12 protein-coding genes are annotated in these 10,400 nt (G+C 65.1%); 6 read left to right on the top strand and 6 right to left on the bottom strand.

What is annotated here, in order from left to right:
• Nucleotides 1-2: 2 nt before the first annotated feature.
• Both atpD and RMO23_RS07025 read left to right on the top strand, forming a co-directional pair.
• Entirely contained in the window at nucleotides 3-1,313 is a 1,311-nt protein-coding gene (atpD, locus tag RMO23_RS07030) for a F0F1 ATP synthase subunit beta (protein ID WP_309679858.1), read from the top strand.
• A 3-nt stretch (nucleotides 1,314-1,316) separates the two neighbouring features.
• Nucleotides 1,317-1,742, top strand: a complete 426-nt coding sequence (locus tag RMO23_RS07025) for a F0F1 ATP synthase subunit epsilon (protein ID WP_309679856.1) — start codon at nucleotides 1,317-1,319, stop codon at nucleotides 1,740-1,742.
• Between the two features lie 105 nt (nucleotides 1,743-1,847).
• On the opposite strand, the gene RMO23_RS07020 is transcribed toward RMO23_RS07025, so the two are convergent.
• Genes RMO23_RS07020 through RMO23_RS07010 form a run of 3 tightly spaced genes read right to left on the bottom strand, consistent with a single transcriptional unit; the run spans nucleotide 1,848 to nucleotide 3,961 of the window.
• Entirely contained in the window at nucleotides 1,848-2,390 is a 543-nt protein-coding gene (locus RMO23_RS07020) for a TPM domain-containing protein (RefSeq protein WP_309679854.1), read from the bottom strand.
• Between the two features lie 4 nt (nucleotides 2,391-2,394).
• A complete protein-coding gene (locus RMO23_RS07015) occupies nucleotides 2,395-3,333 on the bottom strand; it encodes a TPM domain-containing protein (protein WP_309679852.1) in 939 nt (312 codons plus the stop codon).
• Between the two features lie 19 nt (nucleotides 3,334-3,352).
• Complete coding sequence (locus tag RMO23_RS07010) at nucleotides 3,353-3,961, bottom strand: LemA family protein (RefSeq protein ID WP_309679850.1); 609 nt, start codon at nucleotides 3,959-3,961, stop codon at nucleotides 3,353-3,355.
• Nucleotides 3,962-4,004: 43 nt separating this feature from the next.
• Between RMO23_RS07010 and RMO23_RS07005 the strand changes: the two genes are divergently transcribed.
• From RMO23_RS07005 to RMO23_RS06990, 4 genes are read left to right on the top strand one after another with little or no spacing between them, the layout of a single operon-like run.
• A complete protein-coding gene (locus RMO23_RS07005; protein ID WP_309679848.1) occupies nucleotides 4,005-4,868 on the top strand; it encodes a hypothetical protein in 864 nt (287 codons plus the stop codon).
• 32 nt (nucleotides 4,869-4,900) lie between these two features.
• On the top strand, nucleotides 4,901-5,347 hold the full coding sequence (locus RMO23_RS07000) for a nuclear transport factor 2 family protein (protein WP_309679846.1): 447 nt from the start codon (nucleotides 4,901-4,903) through the stop codon (nucleotides 5,345-5,347).
• Nucleotides 5,348-5,362: 15 nt separating this feature from the next.
• Entirely contained in the window at nucleotides 5,363-6,496 is a 1,134-nt protein-coding gene (locus RMO23_RS06995; protein WP_309679844.1) for an alpha/beta fold hydrolase, read from the top strand.
• Nucleotides 6,497-6,535: 39 nt separating this feature from the next.
• Entirely contained in the window at nucleotides 6,536-7,081 is a 546-nt protein-coding gene (locus RMO23_RS06990) for a DUF2946 family protein (protein WP_309679841.1), read from the top strand.
• A 100-nt stretch (nucleotides 7,082-7,181) separates the two neighbouring features.
• Here RMO23_RS06990 and RMO23_RS06985 read toward each other — a convergent pair whose 3' ends face one another.
• From RMO23_RS06985 to RMO23_RS06975, 3 genes are all read right to left on the bottom strand, one after another.
• Nucleotides 7,182-7,736, bottom strand: coding sequence for a c-type cytochrome (locus tag RMO23_RS06985; RefSeq protein ID WP_309679839.1), 555 nt, complete (start codon nucleotides 7,734-7,736; stop codon nucleotides 7,182-7,184).
• 148 nt (nucleotides 7,737-7,884) lie between these two features.
• Complete coding sequence (locus RMO23_RS06980; protein WP_309679837.1) at nucleotides 7,885-9,102, bottom strand: aminotransferase class V-fold PLP-dependent enzyme; 1,218 nt, start codon at nucleotides 9,100-9,102, stop codon at nucleotides 7,885-7,887.
• A 289-nt stretch (nucleotides 9,103-9,391) separates the two neighbouring features.
• Nucleotides 9,392-10,102, bottom strand: a complete 711-nt coding sequence (locus tag RMO23_RS06975) for a GntR family transcriptional regulator (protein ID WP_405041578.1) — start codon at nucleotides 10,100-10,102, stop codon at nucleotides 9,392-9,394.
• Nucleotides 10,103-10,400 lie beyond the last annotated feature (298 nt).

Here is a 10,400-nt window from a genome sequence, read left to right as displayed (position 1 = left end):
CACTGAAAATGGACGGCTCCACGCTGACCCTGGAAGTGCAGCAGCAGCTCGGTGACGGCATCGTGCGTACCATTGCGCTCGGCTCTTCCGATGGTTTGCGCCGCGGTACGATGGTGAAGAACACCGCATCCCCCATCATGGTTCCCGTAGGCAAGGCCACCTTGGGCCGCATCATGGACGTGCTGGGCGCGCCGATTGACGAGCGCGGCCCGGTCAGCCAGGAACTCACCGCGCCGATTCACCGCAAGGCCCCGGCTTACGATGAACTGAGCCCGTTGCAGGAACTGCTGGAAACCGGCATCAAGGTGATTGACCTGGTGTGCCCGTTCGCCAAGGGCGGCAAGGTGGGCCTGTTCGGCGGCGCTGGCGTCGGCAAGACCGTGAACATGATGGAACTGATCAACAACATCGCCAAGGCGCACTCGGGCCTGTCCGTGTTTGCCGGTGTCGGTGAGCGCACCCGCGAAGGCAATGACTTCTACCACGAGATGGCTGACTCCGGCGTCGTGAACCTCGAGAAGCTCGAAGAGTCCAAAGTGGCGATGGTCTACGGCCAGATGAACGAGCCCCCAGGCAACCGTCTGCGCGTGGCACTGACCGGCCTGACGATTGCCGAGTCCTTCCGTGACGAAGGCCGTGACGTGCTGTTCTTCGTGGACAACATCTACCGCTACACGCTGGCCGGCACCGAAGTGTCCGCGCTGCTGGGCCGCATGCCTTCCGCCGTGGGCTACCAGCCGACGCTGGCCGAGGAAATGGGCCGCCTGCAAGAGCGTATTACCTCGACCAAGGTCGGTTCCATCACGTCGATCCAGGCCGTTTACGTGCCCGCCGATGACTTGACCGACCCGTCACCCGCCACGACCTTTGCCCACCTCGACTCGACCGTGGTGCTGTCGCGTGACATCGCCTCGCTGGGTATTTACCCCGCCGTGGACCCACTCGATTCGACCAGCCGCCAGCTGTCACCCGCCGTGGTCGGTGAAGACCACTACAACACGGCACGCGCCGTGCAGGGCACGCTGCAGCGCTACAAGGAGTTGCGCGACATCATCGCGATTCTGGGCATGGACGAACTGGCCCCTGAGGACAAGCTGGCCGTGGCCCGCGCCCGCAAAATCCAGCGTTTCCTGTCGCAGCCCTTCCACGTGGCGGAAGTGTTTACCGGCTCGCCCGGCAAGTACGTCAGCCTGGCCGAAACCATTCGCGGCTTCAAGATGATTGTGGCGGGTGAGTGCGATCACCTGCCCGAGCAGGCCTTCTACATGGTCGGCACCATCGACGAAGCTTTCGAGAAGGCCAAGAAGGTCTAAGCGATGGACACCTCACACACCATCCATGTCGACGTCGTCAGCGCGGAAGAGTCCATCTTCTCCGGCGAAGCCCGGTTTGTGGCGTTGCCAGGCGAGGCCGGCGAACTGGGTATTTACCCACGTCACACGCCGCTGATCACCCGCATCAAGCCCGGGGCCGTGCGCATTGAAAAAACCGACGGCACGGAAGAGTTTGTGTTTGTGGCCGGCGGCCTGCTCGAAGTGCAGCCCAACTGCGTGACGGTGCTGAGCGACACCGCCATCCGCGGCAAGGACCTGGACGAAGCCAAGGCCAGTGCTGCCAAGGCCGCCGCCGAAGAGGCGCTGAAAAATGCCCGAACCGACATCGACATTGCCATGGCCCAGTCCGAACTGGCCGTGATGGCGGCCCAGATTGCCGCCCTGCGCAAGTACCGCCAGAAAAAGTAAGGTGGGGGCTCAGCCCCGGCCTTGCCAAAGCCCCTGCCGAAAGCCAGGGGCTTTTTTTCGGTCAAAAATGACCGCTAGCCCTTATTTTATCGGCGATGGCAGCTATCAAATAAGGAGCGGATTGTCGGGCAACTCGTTGCGCTTGGGGGGCTGGCCGCCCGTTGCGCTGTCGACCGAAAAGTGCTCCATCAGCAACGCCGAGGTTTCTTCCAGCGCCTGCGTCAGGCCGTCTTCGTAGCGCTGGTCGCGAAAGGCCTGCGCCATGCGCGCCACCATCGCCTGCCACTGCGGCGGGCTGACATGCCGCGCCACGCCGCGGTCGGCCACGATTTCAATCGCATGCTCGGCCAGCAGCACATAAATCAGCACGCCATTGTTGCGCTCGGTGTCCCATACCCGTAATTTGCCAAACAGCGTCACGGCGCGTTGCCGGATGATGGCGCTGAGCGGCGACGACGCGCCCACGCGCCACAAATAGCTGAAGGGCAGGGCGGCTTCGATGCAGAGGCGGATTTCGCCACTGTGGCGGCGCTCGCTGGCCGCCACCCGCTGCGCCAGGCGCTGCTGCATGTCGGGTGCAATCGCGCTGCGCGTGTCGTCGCCGTCCAGCCACAGGTGCCGGATGAAAATCCTGAGTTTGTCCAGCATGGGTTTACCAGCCTCCCGAAGCGCCGCCGCCGCCGAAGTTGCCGCCACCGCCGCTGCTGAAACCGCCACCGCCGCCGCCCCCAAAACCGCCGCCGCCCCGGCCACCACCACCGAAGCCGCCACCCCGTCCGGCCGAGCCTATCCCTCGGCCCAGCGAGCCCAGGCTGGCGAACAGCGCAAACAGCAGGCCCAGCAGCGTGGCCAGGCCGGCAACCACCAAGCTGCTGGTGAAGACCCAGGCCAGCAGGCCCACCACGCCACCGGTAGCCACCGAGCCGGCCTTGCGCCCCAGCACGCTAGATATCACGCGCGCGCCAATCGGCACCGCAAAAAACAGAAAGATTGCCAGGTCCTGCCAGTCAAAGCCGCTGGCGGCGCTGCGGCCGCTGCCGCTGCGCTCCGGTACCGGCAGGTTTTCCCCGTTGATGCGGGCGATGATCTGGTCGGCCGCGGCATTGAGTCCGCCCGCGTAGTCACCCTGCCTGAAACGCGGGGTGATGGCCGTTTCAATGATCTGGCTGGCGGCCAGGTCGGGAATCGCGCCTTCCAGCGCCTTGGTGGTTTCAATGCGCACCGTGCGGTCGTTTTTGGCCACCACCAGCAGCAAGCCGTCGCCAATGTTCTTGCGCCCTATCTTCCAGGTGTCACCGACGCGCTGGGCATAGGCGGCAATGTCTTCGGGCCGGGTGCTGGGCACCAGCAGCATCACCACCTGCGCGCCGCGCGCCTCCTCAAACGCCATCAGCTTGGATTCGAGCGCCGCGCGTTGCGTCGCGTCCAGCGTGCCGGTGCTGTCCATGACATGGGCGCTCAGCGTCGGCACCGGCAGCACATCCTGCGCCCGGGCTTGCAACGGCAGCCACGCCGCCAGCAGCAAACCCAGCATCAGCCGCACAAAAGCGCTGGCCCAGTGCGGAATCGGAAGGTCTGGAAAGCGTCGCATGCACAGCTTTGGCGAACGCTCACTTCTTGGTGAAGTCCACCACCGGCGGTGCGGAGATCTGCGCCTCGTTCTGCACCGCGAAGTTGGGCTTGACCTTGTAGCCGAACACCATGGCCGTCAGGTTGTCCGGAAAGCTGCGTGTCAGCACGTTGTAGGACTGCACCGTCTGGATGTAGCGGTTGCGCGCCACGGTGATGCGGTTTTCGGTGCCCTCAAGCTGCACCCGCAAATCGCGAAAACCCTGGTTGGCTTTCAGGTCGGGGTAGCGCTCGCTGACCACCATGAGGCGGCTCAGCGCGCTGCCCAGCTCGCCCTGGGCCGCCTGGAATTTGCTGAAGGCAGCCGGGTCGTTCAGGGTTTCGGGCGTGACCTGAATCGAGGTCGCCTTGGCCCGCGCCTCGATCACCTTGGTCAGCGTGTCCTGCTCGAAAGCGGCTTCGCCCTTGACCGTGGCGACAATATTGGGCACCAGGTCGGCGCGGCGCTGGTACTGGTTCAACACCTCGGACCAGGCCGACTTGGTCTGCTCGTCCAGACTCTGGAAGTCGTTGTAGCCGCAGCCGGTCAGCAGCAAGCCCAGCAGCGACGCCAGCATTAAACTGAATAGACCGGAAAAACGTGATTTCATGGCAATGCCTCCAACATGCAAGCCGCAACACTACCATAGTCGAATGTCATCAAGGTCCGATTTCCCCGCTTCCGGTGCTGCGCTGAACGCCCTGCAGGGGGCCCTGCGCCCGGTCGCCGCTGCGGCCGGCAAGCCTCGGCTGCTGGTGGCCGGCGCCACCGGCGTGCTGGGCAATGAAGTGCTGCGCCGCCTGGTCGGCAGCGGCCGCTATGCCCATACCGAGGTGCTGGCCACCGAAACGATGACCACCGGCCTGGCCGGGGTCGGGTTTGCGCTGACCGGCGCCTCACCCTCGATCGAGCAGTGGGCCCCGAGGCCGCAGCCTGTCGACATCGGCCTGGTGATGTTCGAACCGCCCCGGCTTTACTACGGACGTGAGCGCACGCTCTGGACACCGGCCCCGGCGCAGCTGCCGGCGCTGGCCGGTTGGCTCAAGCGCTGCGGCGTGCGCACGCTGGTGGTGCTGGTGCCGCACGCAACCGGGCGCCTGCCCGAGGCGCTCAAGCGCGGCCTGGCCAACCTGGACGAGCAGGCCGTCGCCGCGCTCGGCTTTGAACGCCTGCTGCTGGTGCGCTCGGCCCGCAAAACCGAAGCGCCCGAGGGGGAAAGTTTTCTGGAGCGGACCGCGCGCGGCATGCTTTCCACCCTCAAGTACATGATTCCCGTGAGCGAGCAGCCGGTTCGGCCCGCCAAACTGGCCGAATTTGTCGACACCGCCCTGCAGCTGTTGCCGCCAGGCACCCATGTGGCCGCGCCAGAGCTGCTGTGGCAGGCCAACCAGAGCGCCAGCGCGGGCTGCGGCGAAGGCCCGCAGACCGGCCCGGGCATGCGCCGTATAGTCCGGGCATGGCTTGCCGCAGGGCACAATGCCAGACAGAATTCAACACCTGACAGCCCGCCGGACTGATCCCATAACCTGTCTGACTCTTGCGACCGACCATGCCAAAACCCAAAGTCTCGCCCGCCAGCATCGGCAACGCCGACGACATCGAGGCGGCTTTTTACGACGCGCTGCAAAGCGGCGACATCGAAAAACTCATGGCCTGCTGGGCCGACGAGGACGACATCGTGTGCGTGCACCCGGGCGGCGCGCGGCTGGTCGGGGCCGGGCCGATCCGGGCCACTTTTGACGCCATGTTCTCCAATGGCAGCATTCGTGCCTTTGCCGACAAGGTGCGCAAGGTCGAAGCCATGAGCGCCAGCGTGCACAGCGTGCTGGAGCGCATCGAGGTGCTGACCGATCAGGGGCCGCAGCACGCCTACGTGATCGCCACCAACGTCTATCACAAGACCGCGCAGGGCTGGCGGCTGGTCGCGCACCATGCCAGCCCCGGCACCCCGCGCGAGATGCAGGAAATCTCTGATACGCCGCATGTCCTTCATTGACGGGTGCATTTAGCTATGAATTACGTAGCACCCTGGTGGTTGCCGGGCGGCAATCTGCAGACCATCTGGGCCGCCCTGCGGTCCGAGCGCTTCCTCGGCCCCAGGCCCCGGTTTCGCCGCGAGCGCTGGATTGCGCCGGACAGCGATTTTGTCGATGTGGACTGGCTTGCGGAGGATGGAGCCCCCACGCTCCCCACTTCGTGTAACGCGCTGCCCCCCGAGGGGGCTGGCCTTGCCTGGGGCGGCCCTGGGCTGCGCCCGGCCCTCACGCTTGGCACTGCCAGGGATGCGCTTCACCTTCGGGACGCTGGCATTGCTTTAAGCGGCCCGGTGCCGCGGCCGGCGGCGTATCAGCAGCCGTTGCTGGTTGTTTTTCATGGACTGGAGGGTTCTTCGGCCAGCCACTACGCCGAGGCCTTTGCCGATGTGGCGCGTGGCCGCGGCTGGGCCTGCGCGGTGCCGCACTTTCGCGGCTGCTCGGGCGAGCTTAATCTGGCGCCACGCGCCTACCATTCGGGCGACTTTACCGAGATCGACTGGATACTGCGGCGCTTTGCCCGCCAGCACGGCGGGCCGGTACTGGCGGTGGGCATTTCACTGGGCGGCAATGCCCTGATGCGCTGGGGCGCGGAACTGGGCGCGGAAGCCGGGCAGCTGGTGGCCGGTATGGCCTCGGTCTGCTCGCCGCTCGATCTGGCGGCCAGCGGCTGGGCCATAGGCCGGGGCTTTAACCGGCAGGTGTACACCCGCATGTTTCTGAAAACCATGGTGCCCAAGGCGCTGCAAAAACTGGACCAGCACCCCGGCCTGTTTGACCGCGACCGGCTGCTGGCCGCGCGCGACCTGTATGAGTTTGACAATGTGTTCACGGCCCCGGTGCACGGTTTTAAAAACGCCGACGACTACTGGGCGCGCGCCTCGGCCAAGCCGCATTTGCACCGGATTGGCATTCCGGCGCTGGCGCTGAACGCGCTGAACGACCCCTTCATCCCGGCCGCCAGCCTGCCGCAGGGGGCCGATGTCAGCCGCCACGTCACGCTCTGGCAACCGGCACAGGGCGGCCATGTGGGCTTTCCGTCGCCACCGTTTCCCGGCCATGTGCGCGCCATGCCCGAGGCCGTCGCCGCTTTTCTGGCGGCCCACCTCTAGGGCCGGGCAACGCGCCGGCAATCGGCGCAAAATAGCCCCATGGATGACATCGTCAGGCAGGCCATCGCCAAATGGCCCAATGTGCCCCACTGCTACGGCTGGCTCGGGCTGGACGCGCGTGGCAACTGGTATATGCGCGACGACCGGGTGCAGGCGGCGGGTCCGTTTGCCGGTGGCACGGCGGCCAGCAAGGGCTCGCGGCTCAGCCATGAGAAGCTGATTGACTTCATCCAGCGCAACTACGAAGGCGATGCCAGCGGCCAGTGGTTTTTTCAGAACGGCCCGCAGCGGGTGTATGTGGAGCTGCAAGCCACGCCGCTGATCTGGCGGGTTGAGGCGGCGCCCGGCTTTGCGGTCAGCGCGCACACCGGCCGGCCGGCCCGCGTGCAGCGCTGCCTGAGCGACGAGCAGGGCCGGGTCTACCTCGAAACCGACCTGGGCTTTGGCCTGGTGCACAGCCTGGACATGATGCATGCCGCCGACGCGATCGAGCAGGGTCTGTGGGTGCCGCAGGATGTGCCAGCGCAGGAGTTGCCGGCGCTCTTTCACTATGTGCGCAGTCCGCAGGCGCTACAAAAAAGATAGCTGCTAGCCGGCGTTTTGTATGGGCTAGGGCCACTTTTTATCCCTGTTGACGTAAAAAAACCGGTCTCGGACCGGTTTTTTTGACGGGGCGCCGCGCGGCTTACTTGGCGGTGCTCGCGGTGGCTTCGGAGGCCGGGGCGGCGGCAGCGGGCGCTGCCGGCTCTGCAAATTTGCCGCCAGCGGCAGCGGTCATGTAGACCACGGCGCGGCCAATTTCGACGTCCTGAAAGTCACCACCGCCCTGTGCGCCCATGGCGCCCTTGCCCTTGAGCGCTGACTGCCAGAGCGCGTCAAAGCCGGTCTTGATACGCGGCGCCCAGGCGGCCACATCGGAGAATTTGGGTGAACCCGCCGCACCCGTGGCATGGCAGGCCGCGCATTGGGCCTTGTAGACCTCTTCGCCGGCTTTGAGGGGGCGGTTGGCATCGCGGATTTCAACCATGCCAATTTTCTGGATGCGTAGCGCCACGGCTTTTTCGGCATCGACGGCTCCGGCCGACGGCTGATTGGCCGAGGTCACGTAGTACACCAGACCGATGATGGCAAAAATGGGAACGACGAAAGAGAAGAAAACCGCGGCCAGCAGCTGCTTGGGGGTCTTGATCGGGCCAGAGTGGACTTCCTGGTGGGCCGTGGTGTGGTCGTTTGCGCTCATGGCGTCCTCAAAAAACTAAAAATCGGGGCCATGCCGGGGCTATGGCGGGTGGGTGCTGCCGGTGGGTGTAGCACGCCGCTCAAGGCGTTTGCCCGGCAGCCCCGCATTATAGCCGGGGGTGCGCCAAAGACGGGGCGGGCCCGACCTTCTAGCCGTCCTGTCTGGCCGCCGCCTGCGCTGTGGCGGCCAGGTACTCCATGGCGGCAGACGTGCCGCTGTCGCGCAGGCGCACGCCGGCCAGCTTCAGACCCATCTCGCAGCCCGAGAGGGCCGCCATCAGGGTCAGGTCGTTGCAGTCGCCCAGATGGCCGATGCGGAACATCTTTCCCTTGACCTTGCCCAGGCCGGCGCCCAGCGACATGTTGAAGTGCTGGTAAACCATCTGTCGCACCCGGTCGGCGTCCACGCCCTCGGGCATCATCACGCCGGTCAGCACCGGAGAATATAGCGCCGGGTCGGCGCACTGGATGGGCAGCCCCCAGGCCTGTACCGCCAGCCGGCAGGCCGCGCCCAGGCGCTCGTGGCGCGCGAAAACCTGGGGCAAGCCCTCGGCCATGAGCATGTCCAGCGACTCGCTCAGGGCATAGAGCAGGTTGGTATTGGGCGTGTACGGCCAGTAGCCGGTCTGGTTCATTTCGACGATCTCGTCCCAGGCCCAGAAGGCCCTGGGCAGCGTGGCCTGGCGGCTGGCGGCGAGGGCTTTGGGTGACAGGGCGTTAAAGCTGATACCGGGCGGCAGCATCAGGCCCTTTTGCGAGCCGCTGACGGTGACGTCGACACCCCATTCATCGTGGCGATAGTCGGCCGAGGCCAGTCCCGAGATGGTGTCGACCAGCAGCAGCGCCGGATGCCTGGCCGCATCGATGGCGCGGCGCACGGCGGCGATATCGGAGGTGACGCCGGTCGAGGTCTCGTTGTGCACCACGCAAACGGCCTTGATCTGATGCTGCGCGTCGTCGCGCAGCCGTTGCTCGATCATGCCGGCCTGCACGCCATGGCGCCAGCCCTCGGTGCCAGGCAGACCCAGAAATTCGGGCTTGAGGCCCAGCCGCAGCGCCATCTTGTTCCACAGGCTGGCGAAGTGGCCGGTCTCGAACATCAGAACCGCGTCGCCGGCGCTGAGCGTGTTCACCAGGGCGGCTTCCCACGCGCCGGTACCCGAAGCGGGGTAGATGACCACCGGGTGCTGCGTCTTGAAAATGTCCTTGATGCCCGAAAGCACCTTGCGTCCCAGCGCGCCGAATTCTGGTCCACGGTGGTCGATGGTGGGATAGCTCATGGCGCGCAGCAGCCGGTCCGGTACCGGACTGGGGCCGGGAATGCTCAGCAAGTGGCGACCGGCGGGGTGAAAGTTCAGGTTCAGCATGGGTTCCTTTCAAGAGATTTTAAATTGCATACAAAATACAATTTAATTATCAACGTGTATTTTCCTTTTGTGCTGAAGGAACTGGCCACTTCTGTTTTAAGTTTTGTATACATAATCCCGTAACGGGTTTGTCGCCAGCGGGTGTGAAGCCTGGCGCGCGGTGGCGACTGCCCATTCGCCGGGGCAGCAGAGCAGGCTGCTGCTGACTGGTTTGATCAGGATGAAATGTTGGCTGCGGGGCAAGCCGCAGACCGGTTGGCCGGGTTGCCAACGCGTGGCTGTATGGCGCTCAGAGTCCGAATAGAGCTTCCAGATCGACCTCTTCGGTCGAGCTGTCGAGCTTGAGGCTGCTTTCGATGTGGTCCAGGTGCGCCAGCATCAGGCGCTCGGCGCGCGCGGTGTCGCGTTTCGCGATGGCATCAATGATCTCGGAGTGCTCGTCGGCGCGGCAACTGGAGGCCGTCGGGGCGTCGTACAGAATGATGATCAGGCAGGTCAGCGTCGACAACTCGCGCATGCTGCGCGCCAGTGCGGCGTTGCCGGCCAGCACGCCGACCAATTGGTGGAACTCGCCGGAGAGACGGACCACCGCGCGCTTGTCGTCGCGCCGCCGCGCATCGAGTTCGAGCTCCTGGTGCTGACGCAGGCGCGCCACTTTCTCGGAGGTCAGTGTGTGAATCAGGCGCCGCAGCAGGGCGGGCTCGATCAGGCGACGCGCCTCAAACACATCAATTGCCTGCTCCGGCGAGGGCTTGGCGACAAAAGCGCCGCGTTGCGGGTAGAGGTTGACGATCTGCTCGTGCGCCAGCCGCGCCAGCACTTCGCGCACCCGCGCCCGGCTGACGCCAAAGATATTGGCCAGACGGTCTTCCCCGAGCTTGGTGCCCGGATGCAGCCGATGTTCGACGATGGCGCCGTAGATTCGCTCGTAAATGTCGTCGTTTGCCGTTTCGCGCTCTAGGCGCACCTCGGGGGGGGAGTTTCGCGCGGTGCGGGGCATGGCTGACTGTGTGAGGTTTGGCAAGGGGTCAATGGGCGCCGGCTTGCCTGAACAGTGGCCGGCATCCGGGTGCCCGGTCACCGAGTTGCAGCGGCAGGCCATTCTATCAAGCGGTTCCGGGTCAGCTTGCATGCCCAGCGCGGCTTCGAGCGCGGGACTGGAAGAAGGCGTCAAAACGCCGAGGCCGGCAGGTTCAATCATGGCATGTTCCTCACGAAAGCGTGATCAAGGGGCTAGGGCACGCGGCGTCTGCACTCCGCTTATTCCGAACTTTATCGCATAAGTGTCGACATTAGTG

It is taken from the genome of Polaromonas sp. (assembly GCF_031411155.1).
GTDB lineage: Bacteria > Pseudomonadota > Gammaproteobacteria > Burkholderiales > Burkholderiaceae_C > Polaromonas.
Note: the sequence above shows the minus strand (reverse complement) of the source record. Positions and strands in the feature narration are given on the sequence as shown.

What these genes read in the sequence shown, in the direction of transcription:
- RMO23_RS07015 (WP_309679852.1), bottom strand. Translation starts at nt 3,333, where the DNA reads ATGCGACGCTTTCCAGACCTTCCGATTCCGCACTGGGCCAGCGCTTTT.
- RMO23_RS07025 (WP_309679856.1), top strand. Translation starts at nt 1,317, where the DNA reads ATGGACACCTCACACACCATCCATGTCGACGTCGTCAGCGCGGAAGAG.
- RMO23_RS06995 (WP_309679844.1), top strand. Translation starts at nt 5,363, where the DNA reads ATGAATTACGTAGCACCCTGGTGGTTGCCGGGCGGCAATCTGCAGACC.
- RMO23_RS07000 (WP_309679846.1), top strand. Translation starts at nt 4,901, where the DNA reads ATGCCAAAACCCAAAGTCTCGCCCGCCAGCATCGGCAACGCCGACGAC.
- RMO23_RS06975 (WP_405041578.1), bottom strand. Translation starts at nt 10,102, where the DNA reads ATGCCCCGCACCGCGCGAAACTCCCCCCCCGAGGTGCGCCTAGAGCGC.
- RMO23_RS06990 (WP_309679841.1), top strand. Translation starts at nt 6,536, where the DNA reads ATGGATGACATCGTCAGGCAGGCCATCGCCAAATGGCCCAATGTGCCC.
- RMO23_RS07005 (WP_309679848.1), top strand. Translation starts at nt 4,005, where the DNA reads ATGTCATCAAGGTCCGATTTCCCCGCTTCCGGTGCTGCGCTGAACGCC.
- RMO23_RS07020 (WP_309679854.1), bottom strand. Translation starts at nt 2,390, where the DNA reads ATGCTGGACAAACTCAGGATTTTCATCCGGCACCTGTGGCTGGACGGC.
- RMO23_RS07010 (WP_309679850.1), bottom strand. Translation starts at nt 3,961, where the DNA reads ATGAAATCACGTTTTTCCGGTCTATTCAGTTTAATGCTGGCGTCGCTG.
- RMO23_RS06985 (WP_309679839.1), bottom strand. Translation starts at nt 7,736, where the DNA reads ATGAGCGCAAACGACCACACCACGGCCCACCAGGAAGTCCACTCTGGC.
- RMO23_RS06980 (WP_309679837.1), bottom strand. Translation starts at nt 9,102, where the DNA reads ATGCTGAACCTGAACTTTCACCCCGCCGGTCGCCACTTGCTGAGCATT.